The sequence below is a fragment of the Chryseobacterium sp. D764 genome (assembly GCF_019317325.1).
Taxonomy (GTDB): domain Bacteria; phylum Bacteroidota; class Bacteroidia; order Flavobacteriales; family Weeksellaceae; genus Chryseobacterium.
Genome location: NZ_CP079219.1, coordinates 1,536,663 through 1,558,891, shown reverse-complemented (window position 1 = coordinate 1,558,891; position 22,229 = coordinate 1,536,663). Strand labels below are relative to the sequence as shown.

The 22,229-nt window shown below is 35.7% G+C and carries 15 protein-coding genes; 14 read left to right on the top strand and 1 reads right to left on the bottom strand.

What is annotated here, in order from left to right:
- The first annotated feature begins 41 nt into the window (after positions 1 to 41).
- The 9 genes from KYG33_RS07045 to KYG33_RS07005 all read left to right on the top strand — a co-directional run bounded on the left by KYG33_RS07045 (position 42) and on the right by KYG33_RS07005 (position 13,252).
- Positions 42 to 899: a hypothetical protein gene (locus tag KYG33_RS07045; RefSeq protein WP_077418691.1), complete on the top strand. Its 858-nt coding sequence runs from the start codon at positions 42 to 44 to the stop codon at positions 897 to 899.
- A gap of 288 nt (positions 900 to 1,187) precedes the next feature.
- The gene (locus KYG33_RS07040; RefSeq protein ID WP_077418692.1) at positions 1,188 to 2,078 is read left to right on the top strand and encodes a hypothetical protein; all 891 of its coding nucleotides are present in this window, start codon (positions 1,188 to 1,190) and stop codon (positions 2,076 to 2,078) included.
- A gap of 744 nt (positions 2,079 to 2,822) precedes the next feature.
- Positions 2,823 to 3,560, top strand: coding sequence for a hypothetical protein (locus KYG33_RS07035; RefSeq protein WP_077418693.1), 738 nt, complete (start codon positions 2,823 to 2,825; stop codon positions 3,558 to 3,560).
- A gap of 646 nt (positions 3,561 to 4,206) precedes the next feature.
- Complete coding sequence (locus KYG33_RS07030; RefSeq protein WP_077418694.1) at positions 4,207 to 5,541, top strand: ATP-binding protein; 1,335 nt, start codon at positions 4,207 to 4,209, stop codon at positions 5,539 to 5,541.
- Between the two features lie 87 nt (positions 5,542 to 5,628).
- A complete protein-coding gene (locus KYG33_RS07025) occupies positions 5,629 to 6,198 on the top strand; it encodes a hypothetical protein (RefSeq protein WP_077418695.1) in 570 nt (189 codons plus the stop codon).
- On the top strand, positions 6,195 to 6,635 hold the full coding sequence (locus tag KYG33_RS07020; RefSeq protein ID WP_077418696.1) for a lysozyme: 441 nt from the start codon (positions 6,195 to 6,197) through the stop codon (positions 6,633 to 6,635). The genes KYG33_RS07025 and KYG33_RS07020 overlap by 4 nt, the downstream gene beginning before the upstream one ends.
- Before the next feature lie 251 nt (positions 6,636 to 6,886).
- Positions 6,887 to 7,729, top strand: a complete 843-nt coding sequence (locus KYG33_RS07015; protein WP_077418697.1) for a hypothetical protein — start codon at positions 6,887 to 6,889, stop codon at positions 7,727 to 7,729.
- Between the two features lie 13 nt (positions 7,730 to 7,742).
- Positions 7,743 to 8,762, top strand: a complete 1,020-nt coding sequence (locus KYG33_RS07010; protein ID WP_219072926.1) for a hypothetical protein — start codon at positions 7,743 to 7,745, stop codon at positions 8,760 to 8,762.
- On the top strand, positions 8,762 to 13,252 hold the full coding sequence (locus KYG33_RS07005; RefSeq protein WP_219072925.1) for a hypothetical protein: 4,491 nt from the start codon (positions 8,762 to 8,764) through the stop codon (positions 13,250 to 13,252). The genes KYG33_RS07010 and KYG33_RS07005 overlap by 1 nt, the downstream gene beginning before the upstream one ends.
- A gap of 161 nt (positions 13,253 to 13,413) precedes the next feature.
- Here KYG33_RS07005 and KYG33_RS07000 read toward each other — a convergent pair whose 3' ends face one another.
- Positions 13,414 to 13,863: a hypothetical protein gene (locus tag KYG33_RS07000; RefSeq protein WP_180564092.1), complete on the bottom strand. Its 450-nt coding sequence runs from the start codon at positions 13,861 to 13,863 to the stop codon at positions 13,414 to 13,416.
- Between the two features lie 697 nt (positions 13,864 to 14,560).
- On the opposite strand from KYG33_RS07000, the gene KYG33_RS06995 reads away from it, so the two are divergent.
- The 5 genes from KYG33_RS06995 to KYG33_RS06975 all read left to right on the top strand — a co-directional run bounded on the left by KYG33_RS06995 (position 14,561) and on the right by KYG33_RS06975 (position 22,085).
- On the top strand, positions 14,561 to 15,412 hold the full coding sequence (locus tag KYG33_RS06995) for a hypothetical protein (protein WP_219072924.1): 852 nt from the start codon (positions 14,561 to 14,563) through the stop codon (positions 15,410 to 15,412).
- Between the two features lie 2 nt (positions 15,413 to 15,414).
- Positions 15,415 to 16,833, top strand: coding sequence for a hypothetical protein (locus tag KYG33_RS06990; protein ID WP_219072923.1), 1,419 nt, complete (start codon positions 15,415 to 15,417; stop codon positions 16,831 to 16,833).
- 1 nt (position 16,834) lies between these two features.
- Positions 16,835 to 19,426 carry a pyocin knob domain-containing protein gene (locus KYG33_RS06985; RefSeq protein ID WP_180564090.1) on the top strand — a complete coding sequence of 864 codons (2,592 nt, stop codon included), beginning with the start codon at positions 16,835 to 16,837 and terminating at the stop codon, positions 19,424 to 19,426.
- A 459-nt stretch (positions 19,427 to 19,885) separates the two neighbouring features.
- Complete coding sequence (locus tag KYG33_RS06980) at positions 19,886 to 20,710, top strand: helix-turn-helix domain-containing protein (RefSeq protein WP_077418704.1); 825 nt, start codon at positions 19,886 to 19,888, stop codon at positions 20,708 to 20,710.
- Positions 20,711 to 20,867: 157 nt separating this feature from the next.
- A complete protein-coding gene (locus tag KYG33_RS06975; RefSeq protein WP_257468949.1) occupies positions 20,868 to 22,085 on the top strand; it encodes a serine hydrolase domain-containing protein in 1,218 nt (405 codons plus the stop codon).
- Positions 22,086 to 22,229 lie beyond the last annotated feature (144 nt).

The following is a 22,229-nucleotide window of genomic DNA, read 5'->3' as shown; positions in this document are numbered from 1 at the left end:
CAATCATATAAATAATATAAATAGCAAAGAATAGTGAAATTATGGAAAAAAATGAATTAACTCCAAGGAAAGAATTAAAAACCTATTTTGAAACCGGTAAACATCCAACGCAGGGCCAATTTTCGGAACTGATAGATTCTTTAAGACACAGAGAAGATGCCCTGACCAATAAAGAAAAGGCGATCCTTGCCAATAGTCTGGCACTTATTGATAATGCATTCATTTACTATTCTACAAACATTGTTGGAAATTTAAAATTCCGGATTGCTATTAGCTCGCAGGATGAAGAAGATCAGGTGGTAACCGTAAGACAAACTGACAACATTGTGGAAAAGCAATTCTTATTAGGCAGCGCACCTTATACCTTTAAAGTAAAGGAAATATCAGAAGAAACATTAAAAGGAACTGAATATTATCTTTTGAGATATGAAATAAGCCCAAGCTATACAATTTTTAGAATGTTTGGAAATGGCCTGAATACAATTCCTGAAGGTTTTGATTTAGGGTTGCTGGAGGGCAAAAGGTTACCCATACAAATTTATAAACAAGATTATGGAAGAAAGGTAAATGTTATAAATACAAATATTAAGTTTGTTAATAAAACTGAAGTACCTATACAATACAGGGTAAGTGGAAGTAACTGGAGTTCGAGATTCAGAGCTGAAGACTCTGTTACTGATCATTATGATATAGCTGATAATTTAAGCTTTAATTATAAGGCAGACCTTACAGAATTGAATCAATCTATACAATGCACTATTGTTGATGAAGATACAAATAGTCTTCTAGCTACAGGCTACTTATATGCCGGACAAAATCAGGACGCCTGGTATGGTGGTGACATAAGTGGAATCAGAAATGTAAGAATCGAATGTAATTATTCTATCAATGAAAAATAATCAGACAGGAATATCTGAGGAGTAATCAATATTACGAAATATTTATATTGGCATAATCAAATTCGCCAAAAAGGATCTAAGAATAAGGGTGTGAGTTTTGAAATCATGTACCCATCATTCGACTTTAAAAACTAAGTTTACTGCCACTACAGAGCAGAACAGTCCAAAAAAAATTACAGGAATAAAGAAAAGGATGAGTCCCAAACTTTAAAAACATAACATTAATAATCATTGAAAACCAAAGGTAATTATGCTCTAAGCATAAGCCGCTAAGAATTGTAAAGTATTATGGAAGAAAATAAACCAACTACAAGAGACCAGTTAAAAACCTATTTTGAAACAGGTAAACATCCTACACAAAACCAATTTTCGGATCTGATTGATTCTTTAAGACACAGGGAAGATGTTCTAAACAAAAAAGAAATGTTACTCTTTGCTAACAGTTTGGCATCTATTGATAGTGCGTTTATTTACTATTTTGCAAATAACGTGGGAAATTTGGAAATCCAGATTGTTGTGGCCTCACCGGATGAAGAAGATCAGGTGATCACAATAAAAGATTCTACAAAAGTAGGTGTAGTGAGACAATACTTATTTGGAAGTGCTCCTTATACGATTAAAATAAAAAATATATCAGAAGGTAATTTAGGGGAAACTGAGTATTATAGTTTTGGTTATCAGTTAAGTGAAAGCTATTATATTCGTAGATTATTTGGAAACAATCTGCATACACTTCCTGATGGTTTTGACTTTGGAAAATTGAAGAATACCAGACTACCCATCGAAATTTCCAAAATGGATAATAAAGCAAGAATAAATATTGTAAATACAAGTATTAAGTTTCTTAACAAAACTGAAGTGCCTATTCAATATAAAGCATACTCGCAATATTGGGGTAATGAAGAAAGATCTGAAGATACTGTTACCGATCATTATGATGCATGGGACTTTCTGTACATTTCTTATAATGCGGACCTTCAAACAAGCAGCCAGAACATACGGTGTGATTTGTATGATGCAGATACTAACACTCTTGTAGCGACAGGGTATTTGTATGCCGGGCAAAGTCAAGAGAGTTGGTGGGGTGGCCAGGTAGAAAAAGTCAGAAATGTTAGGATCGAATGTAATTATTCTGTTGTTGAAAATAATAACCAGGCTGAAAAAGAGTTACAGGAATAAAAAAGGGACTAGGTACTGACTTTTAACTATCAGATCATTGATGTTAAGAGCATAATTAAGACATAAAGAAAATGTTCTGATCAGAAAAAATAAAGCAGACTATTTTTTAAAATAAAAAGAAAACCAGTTGAGCTGTTCATGAGCTGTTTTCTGATGAAATAAACAGAAATGTCACCTGTGAAATGATCTAAAGACACAGTTACTGCAACTACAGTACAGATAGGGCAAAAAACTTTTATAAGAACAAAAAAGTGATTAATTTTGAACTGTACATCACAACATAAATAGTACTGTTGTGTAACAAAACAAGCCGTATCCTATGAATATAAAAGATCTTGAGATCTACAAGACGGCAGAGAAGTAACCCATTACATTCTCATTACTGAAAATACAACCTCAATTGGGTAGGATGTTCTGCAGCGGGAATCTTTTTCCACTGGAATTTTATCCGGAAAGCGAAATGAAGGGTTGTCACATCTGTTTTTTGAAAACAAATAATAAATTCTGTGAAAACGGAAGGTGGAAATGTATTGCAAAAGATGAAGAAACGAGAACCGTAGAGTATAGGTGTAATTATTTGTTTATGAGTGATATGGAAGTTGCTGCAACTACAGGATAGAGAGGACTAAAAACTTTTATAAGAACAAAAAAAGAATCAATTTTGAACTGTACATCACAACGGATAATCAGCTCCGGAAAGCAGGCATACTAAGAATATAAGCAAATAAAGAAAACTAAAATATCATGGAAGAAAACAATATATTAACCCCAAGAGAGGAGCTGAAAACCTACTTTGAAACCGGTAAATATCCTACAGAAAGCCAGTTTGGCCGATTCATAGACAATTATCTTCATTTAAATGAGCTTAATTTCGGCCTGGATGTAAAGGCATCAGCAGACTGGACCTCCAAATACTATCATTTCTATAGAGCCGGAAATATTGAAAAATCAGGACGAGGACATATCAACCTTGAAGCTGAAAATGGAAGCCAGCCACAGCCAATAGATAATTATGCACATGCTTTCAGTAGAAGTGTAAGTTATAAGTATTTAAAGGTAAAATTATCAAACGAATTAGATATTGATAAATACAAGCCTAAGATTATCATAAAACGGTACAAACAGAAAAAAAAGATTAAGGATGGAGTGAAAGATGGAGGCTTTTACAAGGAACAGCTGTTAGACGCAATATCCTGGGGCAGAATGTCCGAATATCCGGTAACATCTAAAGAAATGATTCTGGACATCAATCCTGTTAATTATTTCAGACCTGGATCAGAGGTTAATGAATTTTATCCATCGGGAACACTTACCAGACTGGGCTCATTCAGACATACAGTTCATCATAGAAAACCATTTTCTCTTATTCAGATGTTTTTGGAAATTGAGATAAACGGAACAAAATATACATCGTACCCCGTTAATATAAAAATTATTTTAGGGCGTGACTTTAACGATTTGGTTAATTACATTATTGATTAATCACAAACATACCTCAATCGGAGAGATTCTCATTAGCAGGACACCTCTTAGCGTCTGGAATCCCGGAATTTTCTTATGTAAAAGCATTAGAATCTCTTCCCGGAAGCGGAATGACAGGCCTTCGGATCTGCAGTTCTCTTTCAGACGTAGATTGATTCTTTAAAAAAGCAGGACTCCAATGACGGAGCGACTTTCCAAAAGCAGCTGCTTCGGCAGTTGTGGAGAGACACTCGAATGTGAGCTACTTTCCGGTTGAGGTTTTCTTAAGCAAACTACGAAATACAACGTAACCATCCTTTAGATGTGTTGCATGATATTTAAAATCATATAAAATATAAAACATACCTCAATCGGAGAGATTCTCATTGACAGGACACCTCTTAGCGTTTGGAATCCCGGAATTTTCTGATGTAAAAGCATTAGAATCTCTTCCCGGAAGCAGAATGACGGGTCTTCGGATCTGCAGTTCTCTTTCAGGCGTAGATTGATTCTTTAAAAAAGCAGGACTCCAATGACGGAGCGACTTTCCAAAAGCAGCTGCTTCGGCAGTTGTGGAGAGACACTCGAATGTGAGCTACTTTCCGGTTGAGGTTTCTTGAAATCAACCACAGGACAGGTGGAAGCATCTTAAAATAAAAAAGAAGCAATGCACCAGATCTTTAAAAGCATAAAACCAATGGAGTCAGAACAATTACAAAAATTATTTACTCATTTAGAAAAGGTTATTACATGGCGTATAAACAATCCATCAGAGGATTTTAATGTAGAAGCCCCTGAATTTAATACCAGTAACCATGAAAATTTTCAATTAGGAGATTATATTTCAGGGAAAGAGCTTGCCCATCAGGAAGTTGTGATTCTTTTAATGGCTTTATTACCACGATTGGATCCATCATTGTTGAAACGCATTTATTTGGAGTTTCCAGGGAGTGCGATGTTTGACTTCTGTGCAACCAATGATAGTGGCAGGCTCTTTTATCCTACAATTCAGACCGCTCAATATATTTTAGGAGGGGATAGTATCTCAGAACGATTGAAAGCACTGGATTATTTCGGCCCGAATTCGGTTTTGAGTAAAGAAGAACTCATTGCTTTCTCAGGTTCAGCTCATGAGAACAGCCAGATAAGAATTCATGAAGAAGCTTTTAATAAAATCATTTTTGGCTTGGATTTATTGCCGAAAATGAGCAATGATTTTCCTGCAGAACAAATACATACCCGTCGATCATGGACCGATTTAATACTTCCTCAAACTACGCTGCAGGAGCTTAAAAGTATTGAAGCCTGGTACCATAGCAGCAGGATTCTTATGGAAGATTGGGACATGCAGACAAAACTTAAACCAGGGTTCAGAGTACTGTTTTATGGAGAACCGGGAACCGGAAAAACTCTTGCAGCCAGTCTTTTAGGGAAATACACCAAACGTCCTGTTTTCAGAGTAGATGTCTCTATGCTGGTCTCAAAATATATCGGAGAAACAGAAAAGCAATTAGCTAAACTGTTCGACAAAGCAGAAAATAAAAACTGGATTTTATTTTTTGATGAAGCAGATGCTATTTTCGGAAAAAGAACCTCTGTAAAAGATGCCCATGACAAATATGCCAATCAGGAAGTTTCTTATTTGCTGCAACGCATAGAAACATTTTCAGGACTTATTATTCTGGCATCCAACTTTAAAAATAATATGGATAAAGCCTTTACGCGACGCTTTCATAGCTGCATACAATTCAATAATCCAAAGCATGAAGAGCGTCTGCGTATCTGGCAGCAAAACGTACCGGAACAATTACAGCTTGAAGATATTGATCTGGAACAAATTGCCAAACGATATGAATTAACCGGTTCTAATATTATGAATATCATACAGGATGTGAGTTTAAAAACAATAGCATTAAAAGAACCCGGCTACAAAGTAAGTGTAGACATGTTACTGGACAGCATTAAAAAAGAGTACGTAAAAGAAGATAAAATATTTATGTAAGAATTTGAATTCCAATCAGGTTTTCCGGAATTGAAGAATTCAAGAAATCAGAGCTATAGGCCTGTTCAATTTTTAAAACTAAAACCAATGAAAGCAAAAATTCTGTTATTGATCATATTGAGCAGCCTCATGTTGGGCTGCCGGAGTAAACACAAAATTACAACCACTTATAAAGAAAATACAAAAGAAACAGAAACAGAAAAAGCTGATTCTTTAAGCTTACAAAGCTCACAATCAATTCAAAGTATATCAGATGATGTGTCATTGAAGGAAGAGAGAAATGAAATCTCAGGAGATCTATTGATAAAAGGAAAATCTGATGTATCCAATCCCCTTATTTTCCATAACATAGTAGGGAGGGATACCATTCAGCGTATTTCCATTGTGGGAAATGCAGAATATTCCATCAGCAACCATTATGCAAAGGCCAGCCATGAAAAATCAGAGGTTAAAAAAGAAGAAATCACCTATGTTATTCAGGATTTAACTCAGAAAACGAGTTCAAAAGAAACGGTCAAAGAAGTAGCTTCAAAAGTCTCTGAAGAAACAAAGAAAATCCAATCAAATGGATTTGAAATCCTGGCCTGGATTTTCATTACGATTATTGGAATTACTTTAATACTCATCTTTTTCACCTATAAATATTTTAAGAAATGAAAACATCACAAAAAGGAATAAACCTGATTGTATCATTTGAAGGTTTCAGTGCTAAGTCTTATCTGGATTCTGCAGGAATTCCGACAATTGGGTATGGTAACACGTACTATCCGGGAGGAAAGAAAGTAACCATGAAAGATCCTGCAATCAGCAAAGAAAAAGGAATAGAGCTATTTTCATCTGTTTTACCAACGTATGAAAAAATCGTCAACAGTAAAATTAAATTGATTCTTACTCAAAATCAATTTGATGCTCTTGTCTCTCACACGTACAATACAGGAGGATCTGACACTCTGTTTTCTTTGATTAATAAAAAGGCAGATGAGAAAACAATCAGAAATTGGTTTACCGAGAAATACATTACTGCTGCCGGAAAAACGTTAAACGGACTCATCCGCAGAAGAAAGGCTGAGGCTGATCTGTTCTTTTCTAAATAAGCAATTCCCACCTAATAGTGGGGACTTTAAACCCTATATTATCATTGGAAATAAATCTCAAAGTCAGGTGATTTCAGAGATAGCAAAAGTGGAATCAGTTTCATTGATTCTTTCTAAGTAAATGCATACCATATAGCTTCATCTGCAACGATATGGTTTTCTTCGCTCCCCTTAAAATGCCGCGCAATAGAAATAATCTTTAGGCCTTTCCCCAATTATCAATTTTATCAAAACTAATTATCAATTATCAAATGAGTACACCATTACATACAATTTTCAGTTGGTTTGAAACTGGAGATTTTCCAACAGAAACCCAGTTTAAAGACACATTTTTATCTTTTTATCACAAAGATGACTTAATCCCTATGCAAGGCATTGAAGGGTTTGAAGAAATTTTTCAATTATTTGCCAGTGCGGAAGCATTTCAAGCACATTTAAAAGACCCAAATGCTCATTCAGAATATTTGGCTTTACTGAATGCAGGCAACCTGACTTCAGCTCATGTTAATAGCTGGAAAAGTAAACTTGGATTAAGCAATGCTGCTACCATTGACAGTTCTGATCAATTGGGTAATGCATATACTAAAATACAGGTAGATGGTTTTGTTGATGCATTGAAAGATGCTGATAAAGACTTAGCCCTGAAGATAGAAAATATTAGGAATATATTATTATCCAATGATTTGTCTTTAGATGAACTTCAGGAAATAGTAAACTTCATAAAAAAAAACCGTGACGATATTGAAGCTTTAAAAGCTATTCCAATAGGAGAATCAAGGGAAGATAAAGTAAAGCTGTTACTTGACTACGATGGGCTAGGCAGCCCGAAAAATCAACAGGAATTTAATAAGCAAGTCTATGATAAGGTTTTGCTGATTTCACAAACAGCTACAAGTGCAGTGGTACAGGTCACAGGAAGTACAGAGTTTCCTAATACCCTTGAAACGGAAAATGTAATCATTCAGGCCCGGGACAGTGTTACGGGGAAAAAAATAAATATTGACGATTACGCTACCAACCAAACCATAAAGATTAACATGTTTGGCGACATCGTTAATCCAATCAATATTCTCATTTTAAAAGTTAAACCATAAAAAATAAAAAACAATGAATAATAACGCAGTAATAAGTAATAACGCACATCAGGATAATTTTTTTGGAGAATTACAGCACACCCGCTTTCAGTATTTTGATACACTTCCCAGTACGGATAAAGCTCTCCCGGGTTGGATCATTGATTATAAAAATGAGTTGCATCAGTGGAACGGTACCCAATGGATTAATCTGGCTCAAAATTACGTACATCCCGATTATCCACTGACTAATAATCCATTTCAAACAGATCAAACAAGCGGACTTCTATTGCTAAGTCAGATACTGACCAATAGTTCAGGACACGTTATTAAAATAGCAGGCCGAAATCTTACCAATGCAGATATTGTTTCCATCTTTTTAAATGATGCTATTCAATCAGGGACATTTACCTGGTCATCCAATAAGATTAGATCATATATTGAAAATTTCATAGGGCAAAGCCTTACTGGAGCATTGATTTATCAGCCGGGAGGCTATACTCCTTCTGCTGTTAAAGGTTCAATGGCTGCTCCGACACCGGTTACATCTGCTGCCATTAAAACAGGGATGGTGTGGGTGATTACAGCAAATGGCTGGGTGGGTAATGAGCCCGTTTCTGTTGGTGATCATCTTATTGCTAATACTGATGATGCTTCAAATGCTCCTAAAAATTATCAGATTATAGAAAAAGGCATTCCTGACATTGTAGATGCTACAGATACGGTGAAAGGACTGATTCAAATTGCTACAGATGATGAAGCTATTGAGGGAGTCAATCCTATTAAAGCAATGACTCCAAAATCTACGAAAGCTGTTCTGGATGAAAAAATTAAATCCAAAACAGTGCAAATCGGAGATGGCTCATCCGTTACTTTTTCCATTAATCATGGCTGGAATACCCTGAATGTTGATTATATCTGTTATCGTAATGCTGATAATAGAAAAATAAATGTAAGCTGTGTGGCTACATCGGCAAATGATGTACAGATAGATGTTTTAGCACCTCTTACCCCGAGTGAATATAGAATTACTTTAACTGCAAGATTAGACTAATGATTGCTCCTGAATATTTTAACAATCACATCGCTGTAGAAGGCGAAATAATTGTGAAAAGTGTTCCAAACGATGCAGGTTCTGTAATGGTTTGGAATTCTGTAACGAAAAAAATCAGCACAAGAACCCATGCGGAAATTGTGTCTGATTTAAATTTAGTGACAACTAATACCGAGCAAGTTATATCGGCAAGAAAAACATTCTCAGGGGGTACCGGGAATGCTTATAATTCAGTGGCTTTGGAATTAAGAGGTAATGGTACATCTGATACAGTTTACCCCGCCATTTCTTTTCATCAGCCGGGCCTTTATGGCGCTACATTGCAGTACAGGTCAAACGGTTATCACTTTATGAATATCAATGGGAATGCTTTTGATTACGTAAATTCTGCCGGGTATTATAAAGACGGTTCAGATAATGAAAAGTTTCTTACAGGAGGCGGTGGAGATTATGATTCCCGAAAAAAAGAAGACTCCTGGTTTCATTCAGGAAGAGACTTTCCGCAGGGAACATTGATTGAAACTGATGTAGACTATTCTGTAGACTATGGAGATCAGTTTCTTTTAGAGATCAAAGGTAATATGTACGGAAGTGATCAACCTTTGGATTGTAAGATCCAGGGCTATATCTATAACGGTACTATTATTTCTCATAGCGGCTATTCTACATTATATTACTGGGATGGGATTACGGCCTTAAACTTAAACGGTAAACTTTGTTTTTGGTTTACTCAATTGTCTTATTGGCAGGGGTTTGATGTAAAAGTAACTGTTGGGTATGGAGGTTTAGACCAAGGTAGAAACCGGGTTATTTCAGTTTCGGATCATCCGGACCCGGGAGGTACAAAAAGAGTTCAGATCAAGCTTAAACATTTACTAACCAAAGAAGAGTTAGTTTCTGATAATACATTTTGGGAGAAAAAAGATACAGGTGGCTATTGGGTATTAGATTCAGACAGACCTATAGCGGGTTTAAATGGGAATAGTTCTCAGGTTATTTTATCTGGTGGTTTACTGGCTTCTTCTGCTTATACTGATTCCCAGTTTATTCCTCCTTACGGAATACATTCAAGAGGTTTTGTGCAGACAGATGAAGGTTTTCAAAACAGATTTTACAAAGTAGATGAAAGAAATAGAATCTGGTCATTTGCTAATGCCGATACGTATGGACTTTCTTATTATCAGGGAAGTGCCAATAGCCTGAATGAAGGTATAGGTTTCCATTTTGGAGATGCCAATAATCCTACCCATTTTCTGGGGCGGTCAGGTCAGATTTATTCTAAACAGGGTATTTATTCTACTTCATTTACGACAGGTAATAACCAGGTTTTAAATTATGGTAATCCATCTACATTATATATAGGAAATCCTACTATTAATACTATTATAGAGTCTAATGGCAATGATATAATACACTATAAAAATGGAGTAAATGGAGTGGTTTGGGATGCTCATAATTTAGATCCGTCTACTTTTGTCAATGCTTCAGCTTTAAATAATTATGTTCCCTATAATGGCGCAACACATGATGTTAATCTTGGGGCAAAGGATTTGGAATTTGAAGGAGGGGGATCTATAAATAAGCACCAGAATAAGGTAAGAATATTTAATAAAGTTTATCAGGGCTATTATGATGATGGGGGACATACAGGTATTTTAGCTATTAAAATGCCACAGGCTTCACCAGATCATGCTATGTTTAGTATTGATATTAATATTTATGGATATGAAAGTCAATACCTGGGAAAAGTTAATGTAGCTTTTTACAAATATGTATCAGGGGCTATGGTCCCTAATGGTTCAAAAGCGATATGGGAAGTAACAGATAATTTTCCTACAACTACCGCAAGAATTGGGATTGGAACTGATGGATATGTCAGTATTTTATTAGGAGAGGCGGATACATTTTGGAATGCCTACTTATCATTTGAAGTAGCTAAAGTGGAAGTTAAATATGGGAACTATAATCAAGATTGGAATGTAGGATGGTCTCATGCAATAGAACCTAACTTTGATTTATATCCTGCCAATATCATTGTTTTGCCTTCTGATGTAGTCGCTACAAGAAGTTGGTTAACTAATTTTGCAGACAGCAGCTATATCCCTAAAGCAGTTCAGTTTAATGATAACTTCAACAGTCTTGGAGGCTATTCCAGTTCTGGAGTTTATAGAGCCAACAATAATGCAGGAGGAGTTCAGCATTTATACAGTCCTATGTTGCACATGGGTGCTCAGGATACCACAGCACAATTACAGGTAAAATATAATGATACGAGTGCAGATGCAGGAGAATTAGTTTATAGAAGCGGGCATAATGGCAACTGGACTCTATGGAGAAGAGCCTGGGACAATGTAAATTTCAAACCAGGTGATTATCAGACAAGAAATACGGATGAAATTATCTCGGCAGCAAAATCCTATTACAACAGAATACCTTTCAAACTAAAAAATAGTTCCTATAAATCCTGGTCCATTCAGAAACCTACAAATAACAATTTAATATTGGCACCTTCTGCTTCAAATAATGCGGAAGATTGGGATTTAAATAATGGTATAGAATTCACTGATGCTGGCCAGGTTTCTTCAAAAGGTTTTAATAAAATTGGCTATAATGATAACTATCTTTTAACTGCGGGCGGAGGCCATAGATTAGCAGCAGATTTTGTGTCATCTTCAGAGTTAGGAAACTATCTTAGAAAAGATGGAGGTACTATGACAGGTGCTTTTAATATAGAGACTCCAGCTATGTTAGGTAAGTGGAAAAGTACTGCACAGACAGGGAATTATTTGACATGGCAAAAGTATGATGGGGCTAAAGATATAGCTTATATTGGAGCTGATGGAGGTTCTGCCACATGGGGTGGGACAGGTGATAGTTTTGTAGTTAGAGCGGTAAATGACGGTGATTTATTATTGAATTCCGACAATGGTGTTGTTAAAATTCAAGGTGGAATTCCTTGGACTACTAACAATTTTAATCCCGCAGAATACTTAGCGAAAAGAGGTAATCATCAGGATGCAACTGCAGTAAAAACAGATTATCCTTTAAGCATTACAGATTGGGCTTCAGGTACCGGGTTCCCGTCTACTTATGGTAACTCTTTACACATTGCAGGAAATAATACATGGTATCATAGAATAGATTTTCCTTTATTCAGCAATCACTTAGAGTATTGGCAGGCTATCAATACCACAACCATGACGAAAAAAGGTAATATTCCTTTATTGTCAGATGGAGAAACACTTTGGACTAACAATAATTTTAATCCTGATGCTAAAGTTAATTCTGCTGAAAATGCACAAACATTAGGGTTTTCAAGTGGTTTATCAGCAGGTGCACCTTACATATATCACAGAACAGATGGCTATGTATTCTTAGCTACTCAATCCTGGGTATCATCTAATTTTACGAGTCAAACTCTGTCAATTCAACCTGAAGGGGAAGATGGTCAATGGATAAATCTGACCAATTCAAACGGAGTTTTAGCTTCCAATTATTTTATTACATCCAGAGATGGTTCAAGAGACCCGAATACAGTTGTTACACCAAATGGTAATTCCCGTAGAGTTAGATTTGATTTTATTAACGCTGGATCTGTTGGAGGTTCTGGAAATTATGCGGGTGTAATGACTTACGCTCCATGGGATGGTACGTCTGCATCAACTGGGGATTCTTCATATCAATTAGCTTTTGCCAATCAAACTGGTATAAATGGAGAAGGAATACCAATGCTTAAAATAAGAAAAGGCATTGATGATAAGTGGTCTAAGACATGGTATAAATTATGGAGTGACGCAGATTTCTCACAAGGTCATATTAATAACTGGAATTTTATGTCTAGTAATGGTATTATTGTAAACCAGCAATTTACTAATAATACAGGTAATGGATTAATGGTTGCTGATGAATATAATGGCGGAGAATCTGGTATATATAATGAACAGGATGGATTCTATTTAGCTGTATTGGAAGGTGAGTATTATAAATATTCAAGCAGATATAATGGCTGGGAAGGTATTAATTTCAATAGAAAGAGCTATAACATTGGTATAGGTACAGATGCTAATGATGCCGATAAAGTAACTGTTTCAGGCTCGGTAAAAGCTACCGAAAACTTCAAATCAAAAGATGAGAAGCCTAATACTTTATTTATTCCGGACGGAAGTCTTTCCTATCTTGATGATGAGATTACCAATGAAAAATCCAGAATGAGATTATCTCATGGCATGATTGAGCAGCAGCCGGGAACTCAATATTATGATTCTGATAATAGAATGCTGGTAATCAGATGTGTATATGGTGAGCATTTTGTGTTAGGAAAATGTTTCCGAGGTCAAAGAATATTAGTATTAAATGCTAGTGATAATTGGCAAGGATTTGACATAGAAAGTGCAGGATATTCATATAAAATACCACCTTATAGCTCTATCCAGTTATTTGTCTGGGATGAAAAGACCGTTTATAAATATGCAGAAAATAAAATGTATTAAAAATGATGAGTAATCACTAATATAAAATGACGTCACTTGTCTTAAAGTGGCGTCATTTGCCCATTCGTGATCAGGCTTGGCTATCTTCAGACACTTTTATATAAAGTTCGCTTGAATCAGAGGCAATTACCGTTATTTTTCAGATAAATGTGACTTTGAAATTAGTGTACAAGCGCCCATATTAAAACACCGATTCCGGCATACACAGTAACCGTAATGATATCAGCTATGGGTTGTGAAAAGCGTTTTTCTGCAATTTTTTCGCTGTTAATCTGGTTCTTATGAAATTTTAGAATTTTTTTAGGATTATAAACAGCGTGTGCAACCAGACTGTCGCTTTCCCATCTGTCAACTATTATTTTATAGCTCTTTCCAGCAACATCAATTTTAACATTTTTGTTAGGGGCAAGCGTCTCCTGAATATTAATTGGAACAGCAGTCGGTTGAGTAGCTATATTTTGTATTTGGGTAGAAGTATTATTCGCTAATTCAGCCGTCTTTTTTGGCCCCTGCTTATTGTCGGTTGCAGGATCCGGCTGTTTTTTTACCTGATAAGTATAACAGCTGGTAAGAGATAATAATGTTATGATGAGATAAAGATACTTTTGCATTAGCCAAATTTAAGAATTAAACGGAATATTTAGCATTTTCTTTTAAAAGATCCCTTTTTTATAAAAATGATGTCTGTAAATGCAGCGTCAGTTCTTATGGATTGGTTTACAGATAACGGGTTTTATCTGTAATCAATAATTCTATTGGATGAGGTGACATTATCCTGTTTTTAAACACTTTTATACATGATTCTGTTCGTTTGAGTTTGCTGAACTGTAAGTTTACTGCAACTACAGAATGGAGAGACCAAAAAACTTTCACAGGAACTAAAAAAAAATGAATTTTGAACACTGTAAATGCAAAGCAATATCATTCCATTACAGAAAAAAAGTCTACTGCAGCTACAGAATAGAACGGTCAAAAAACTTTTATAAGAGCATAAGAAAAATGAAATTTGAGCTCTGAAAAATGTGAAGAGTCATTGAATTCAGAAATATACTAAGTGAGCAGGCAGGATATATTGTAGGAAAAAATGTAGTGATACTGTAGACCCTCAAATAAAGATATAAACATTCACAAAATGCATAGTTCTGCTGATGATAGCATATCAATAATTCAATAATTGACACGATGATAAAGAGTGATGAATCTAAAATCGCTCAAAAAAAGTAAAATTCCATTCAAGGCAATCAGCCTATCAATAATAAAGGTTTCCCGGATGGCCGATTTTATCAAAACTAATTTTCAATAATCAAGATGAGTACACCATTAAATATAATTTTCAGTTGGTTTGAAAAAGGTGATATTCCTACAGAGTATCAATTTAAGCAGACCTTTTCTTCATTCCGTCATTTAGATGAAAAAATCAAAATGGACGAGGTGATGGGCTTACATGAAGCTTTTCAACAAACACTATCCACCACAATTTTTACAAATCATCTGGAAGATGAAAATGCACATATTTCAGCCCTGGCAAAACTTAATGCGGCCAATCTTACTGATGCCAATGTAGAAGAGTGGAAAGAAAAATTAAAAATCAAATTAGCCGCTACCATAGATGGAGGGGAAGAGATTGGAAATGTCTACACAAAAGAGCAGATCAGTGAAATTGTAAATGTAATTCAGGCAAAGGATGATGAAATGCTTGAGCATATTGCAAAAATTAACGAAATACTGCGCTCTAATGACGCCAATCTTGATGAGCTTCAGGAAATCGTAGACTATATCAAAGAAAACAGGAAACAGATAGAATTGCTTAAAGAGGTTGTTATTAGAAACATTTCAGATGATAAAATCAACCTTGCCGGCATTTATTCAAACTGGGGCGCAATTACTTATCAAAATCAGTTTAATGATTTGGTATATGATAAAATTAAAAACATCGAAGACGCGGCCAATGCCGAAAAAATAAAGCATGAAGAGAGAGTTAGGGGTGACTCCAGGATAAAACATGATCTTGATACACTAAGTTTTGTGATTGATGCTTATGACACAGTTACAATGTTTACAATACCCATTAAGGTGAGAAGAATAGACACCAACAATCTTGAAGTGCTATTTGACTCAGTACCACCCAATATAATTCAGTTAACAATTAAAAAAATATAATTATGGACATTAAATACGCTTATTACCGAAGTTCTGTTGGATATAAAATAGAAGGGAAAACAGACAATGATATTTTAACTGCCGGCGGCGGTACAAGGGGAATCAATTCTTTTTGGCATGATGGAAATTTAAATCCGTTAGATTATGTGCCTAAAACACGTACTTTAACAATTAATGGTACAGCTTATGATTTGTCAGCAAACAGATCATTTACAACGCCAGATACCATTACCCGTCTGAAAGGAGGTGCATCCGGTTCTTTGGTTTCCGGAGATGTTACCCTTGCAGCAGGTGCCAATATGGCGGTTAACCAGACCGGAAATACAATTACGTTAGTTTCTACCGATACAACCTACAGCGCAGGTAGCGGTTTGACATTGACAGGCACTTCATTTTCTTTACCGGTCACTACTTCAGGTACAGGAAATGTGGTTACGGGAATTACCCAGACAACCAATGGAATAACGGTGTCTTTGGGCTCTATGCCCACTACATCGGATTTAGCTAACTATATTCCGTTATCACAAAAAGGAGCTGCGAATGGAGTTGCTGCACTGGATGCATCAGGACTGGTGCCTGCATCTCAATTGCCATCTTATGTGGATGATGTTTTGGAGGGATATTATAAAACTGCTGACGGAAAATTTTACAAAGAAGCGGGTTATACTACGCTTATCACTGGTGAAACAGGTAAAATTTATGTATCCCTTGATACCAACAAAACTTACCGATGGACGGGAACAACGTTCGTTTATATCACCTCAGGGGCTGTAGATTCTGTAAATGGATTAATCGGTGTTGTAGTCTTAAACAAATCTCATGTTGGCCTAGGGAATGCTGATAACACGGCAGATGCAGCAAAAAATGTTCTTTCCGCTACAAAGTGGACTACAGTACGAACTATTACACTTTCCGGAGTTACCGCAACGGCACAAAATATTGACGGTTCTGGAAACGTAACAGTTCCTATTACTGCTGTTCCTGCGACATTATTAACGGGAACTGCAGCAGTCAATACAACCGGATCAGCTGCAAAACTGACAACACCGAGAACAATTTCTGCTTCAGGTGACGCTACGTGGACAGCAACTTTTGACGGTTCAGCCAATGTTACCTCAGGTTTGACATTAGCTGCAACAGGAGTAACTGCCGGGACTTATGATGAGGTGACCGTTGATGCTAAAGGTAGAGTAACTGCCGGTAGTAATAATGTAAAGTCGTACACGACCTCTATTTCCGGAACAGGTGGTGTGGTACACAATTTAGGGACCAGAAATGTAGATGTAGCCATGTATGACACGGTAACCTTTTACAAAATAGAAGGCAGAATAAGATTAACCGATCCGAATAAAATAGATGTTGAATTTGATTCTGCTTTACCTAATGCTGTATCCATAACAGTAACGCGTAAAGATATTTAACATGGATGTAAAATACGCATATTATAACACTTCTAAAGGCTATAAAGTAACGGGCGGCACAGCTGCTCAGTTTTTAAAAGCGGATGGTTCCCTGGATAACAATGCTTATGTGAATAAATCAGGAGATCTGATGACTGGTGCCCTTACATTTAATCATTCTATTGGTAGTACAATAAGAAAAGATTTATCTACGGTAACGGCAGCAACTGGATTTTCAAGAGATATTTTACAGCTGGCAGGCTCTAATGGGGTAGTGGATACTGTTGCGTGGTTTGGAGCTGTAGAGGCAGATGGGACAGTAAAAATGTCGTATGGATATTTCGGTGCAACAACTTACAATGCTACTAAGGCACTACTCTGGACATCAGATCAGAGGGTAGGAATTGGATTAAATGGATCCTCATTACCGCTGGATGGGTATAGGCTTCATGTTTCCGGGAATAGCTATACATCAGGTAACATAGGAGTTGCAGGAACTATTAACAGTACAGCGGGTGAACTTCAGGTTCAAAGACAGGGAGTAAACAGAATTAGAACAGGCTCTGCATTTACATTAATTTCAGGAGATGGAACTTCAGGAATTGTTTATTTGAGACCTCAGGGAGATTCAGTAAGTGCGGGTCAGGTAGTTATCAATGCTAATAACACTCAGTTTGTAGATGCTTATAATTTGTTATTTGGCAGTCAAACGGCGGCAGGATCAGCTATTTTCCATACTAACCTCGCTAATACGACACAGGGTTATGGGGTGTGGTTAGGCCAAAATTTACAATTTAATGGCACTGATTTTATTCAGCCAAGAGGATCATTGAGTTCATGGGGACTTACAGTGAATAACCATAAAAACTTCTCATTTAATTATGGGAGTGCTACGGGTACAAATGGGGAAATTCCGGCATTAACTGAGGTTGTAAAAATTAATAATACAGGTAGAATTACAACACTAAATGATGGAACTTCTTCTGATTGGATATCAGCATACAATACAGGCTTTCTTTACAAGGGTATTTTAGGTCCTACAGTAGATTTAAATAGTATTACTTCTACAGGATGGTGGGTTCAGACAGGAAATGCAAATGCAACTTCTGCAAATAATTATCCTGCAGGCTTAGCAGGTCAATTAAGAGTTTACTATACTTCAACACATATAGTTCAGGAATATACTACCTATGCTAATAACAATGATGTTTACAGGAGGTACTATTTCAGTGGAACCTGGTATCCCTGGACAAAAGATTGGGATTCAAATGATTTTTCTGCAGTAAATATAAACAACTGGAATACCGCATTTAATTGGGGAAATCATGCTAATGCAGGATATCTTACGAACGCTCCATTATCTAATTATTACACAAAAAATGAATCTTTAAATTTATTTGTTGGAAAAAATGGAGTTGAAACAATAAGCGATACAAAGACATTTACCAACAGTCCTGTGATTCCAAACGGAACGTTAGGAACTCATGCTGTAAACAGGAACCAAATTGCATTAAGTGCTACTCCTGAAAGTGAAAACGGGCAGCAATTAACGATTAGCGGTAACAATTCTGTCAGTCTTACAAATTATTTTGTAACATCAAGAGACGGATCAAGAAATGCAGATGATATTGCACCCAATTCTACGTCTAAAAGAGTAAGGTTTGATTTTGCCAAATCTAACAGTGCAGGCTTGGGAGCATCCGGAAATTATGCAGGAATCATGACCTATGCTCCCTGGGATGGTAACACTGCCTCTACAGGGGATTCTTCCTATCAGTTAGCATTTGCCAATCAGACTGGAATTAATGGTTCCGGCATTCCGATGTTGAAAATCAGAAAAGGAATTGATGGAAGCTGGACGACGTCATGGTATAAATTCTGGACAGAGGCAGATTTTACTGAAACAAATATTCAGCAATGGAATTATATGACTCAGTACGGGCTACAGCTCAACCAGGATTTTACAGTAAATACAGGATCAGGTTTAGTGATTTCAGATAATCATCTCAATAGTGATGAGTCAGGTATTGTAGATATTCATCAGAAAAGATTTTTAGCAACGAAACGAAAAGAATATTATTCTTATGGTTCCGAGTATGATGGGTTGGGAGGTTTAAATTTTCATATAGAGTCCACTCGCTTCGGAATGGGAAGAGGAGCCAATGATAGTGATAAGTTAGCTGTAAAAGGCTCCATAAAAGCCAGTGAAAATTTTAAATCTGAGGATGAAAACCCGGATACAATGTTTATTCCTAATGGCAGAACATCGAGTCTCAGAGATGAAATTGTTAATGATCAATCTGATCCTAAGAATTATGCCGTTAGATTAGATCCGCATGAATATGAATTCTCTTCCAGCAATCTTAGCATAGATGATAGAAACAGGCTTATCCATGTTATTGGAGAACAGATTAAAATGGTGGTCAATTTCAAAGAAATCTATCCGAAACAGCAGATCGTTATTTATAACTTTGACAATGGAGGTACCATGGGAGTTGATGTATATGGCAAAAGAATATATAATATCAGCCCAAATTGTTTCCTTAGGTTGTATGTGACAAAATCAGGAAGAATAATTGCAGAACAAGAACAGAACTGTAAGTTTATCTGGTAAAAAAATATAATAGTTATTCTACGGAATATAGATTAAAAACTTCTTACTATAATGTAAGATAAAGCCAAACCGACAGTCAGAGGATGAAAGTCTTCTGATTGTGGGATTTGTGTTGTATTACCGTGAGAGCTGCAAATATCAAATCTGGTAAAAATTGCCTGAATAACATTTTTTGTCTCTCAAATTGAAACACCTATGAGTTATTAACGGATAAAAAAATATCGCCACTTGTTTAAAGTGGCGATATTTTTTTGTGAACCTACTGGCAAGAACATCTAACCAATTTTTAAAATATATTGAATGTGTTTTAAGTGTATGTATTTGGTAATTAATATTTTGTAAATTATTTACTTAGGTTTGAATCCTGTTAATGTTTTGGTTTGTATCTTTCCTTTTCTGATTTAGAAAAAAGATATTGGTTAATCGAGCTGGATTTACATTAATTTAAAAGCTAAAAGGATGACAATAAAAATCTATAGACCTGAAAATCCTATATTAAAAAAGTATATTGAATGCTTTTATATTCTGGAGCAAACCTCTGAAGAATCTTCTGCAACTTATTTTACCTTTCCAAGCATTTATACAATTGTCACTATTAGTGAGAAAACAGAAACTTTGGTCACCAAAAATAAAATAACAACTAGGCATTGCCAGTCCAATCCAATTGAAACCAACCTGGTAAGCAATTTTAATGAACCTGTATTGATCAGCTATGAAGGTATAATCAATGAAATTACTACTTACTTTAAACCATTGGGGATAAATGCTTTTATACCGAATAATTTAAGAGATTATTCAGAGGGAAGCTTTCCTGATTTTAGTCCATACGCGGATTATAAAGAAACCATGGCAGCCATTCTTTCCTTAAAAGTTCCGGATGAAAAAATCAGAGCAATAGAATTGTATTGGCTTTCAAAATTTCATCCGTTTGAGAATGTCTTGTTGGCGGAGGTGCTGACTGAAATGTTCGATACAGATAATATCAATCAATCTATGACGAAATTGTCTTATACAACGGGTCGGTCACGAACAACGATAAACAAGCATTTTGATCAGTATATTTGTAAAACACCTTCTCAGTTCAAGAAAATCATCAGATTCAGGGCAGCTGTTCAAAGCCAGCTTGAAAATAAAGATAGAGCAGGATTGTCTTATAGTATGGATTATTTTGACCAGTCACATATGATCAGGGATTTTAAAAAATTAACAGGTTTTACCCCAAAAGTTTTTTTTTCAAAAATAACAACAGTTGAAAAAGATCTCATAAAATGGATGTTTATTTAGTGGGGTTTACAAAAATACAATGATGCTGGTTTATTAAATAGTAACATTGCAGCTTAATAATGTCATTAAATAATTTATGAAGCTAATCCTAATAATACTGTTATTCCCAATTCTTATTTTTGGACAGAAAAATGCGTCAGCTACTCTTGCGGAATATATGCAGGCTCAGGTTGAAATAAATAATTTTAGTGGAACTGTTCTTGTTTCGAAAGACGGCCATGTTTTACTAAAAAAAGCGTATGGTTTGGCAGATTATGAGTGGAATATTAAAAACACCATAGATACTAAATTTCAGTTGGCCTCAGTCACAAAACAATTTACCGCCACAGCTATACTTCTATTGATTGAAAAAGGGAAACTGTCCCTTGATGATAAACTGAGTAAATTTCTGCCAGATTATCCCAAGTCCGATAGTGTTACGATCCATATGTTATTATCGCATACTTCAGGGTTGGCTATGGGTTTTAAAGACATAGCTTTAAGCTCTGTGGACAAAGATTCTGCCTATACCGAAATAAAAAAAATACCGTATGAATTCTCTCCTGGAATTAGAGGTAGTTACAGTAATATTGGCTATTATTTATTGGCTAAGATCATTGAAAAAGTGTCAGGTGAAAAGTATGCCGTTTTCTTAAAGAAGAATATATTTGAAAAAGCAGGGATGAATAATACGGGCGTCAGTAATAATAAATCGATAGTTGAAAAAAAAGCAAAGGTTTATTGTCTTACAGAAAGCGGGCTTATTCACAATCCCTATATCAACTGGGAGATTAATTTAGGACATGATGGCGTTTATTCTACTGTTGAAGATCTGGCCTTATGGGATAAAGCTCTGTATGGAACAGATATTCTTTCCGCACAGATGAAAAAATTAATGTTTAAGTCCTATAGCACTGAAAATTGGGGATATGGCTTTATAATCAATCCGTTTTATAATCACGGACATCAATTAATTGCCCATGACGGAGGATTTTTTGGTACAATGACTTCCTTTAACCGATTTACGGATGACAAACTTTTTGTGACTGTACTTTCTAATAACGAATCATTTTCCCATATTATAGCGTATGGACTTTCCGCTATTGCATTGGGAAAAAAGGTTGACCTTCCTTACAAACACCACCGAATTGAAATAGACACAAGTTTATACGATCAATATGTCGGTAAGTATGATAAAATTGCCATATTGAAAATTGACGGTAAGCTTTATTTTAATAGTACAGAGATGGAACTTATCCCAGAATCTAAAACCAAATTTTTTAGAAAAGATAATAATGACAGAACAATTGAATTTATTCCGGACAGTATGGGGCTTTACAATTCTATAATTCTGACCAAAGGCGGAGTAAAAGAAGTTATAAGAAGGAGTAAATAACTATGATGATCAGGAGGTTTATTCATCTGTAACTATTCAATATTTTCAAAGTTTACATTTTATTTACAATGCAAATTCCTCACAATGAAATATATTAAAGTAATTTAACCGGATCAACTTTGCTAGGATTTTAAAAATAAAAAA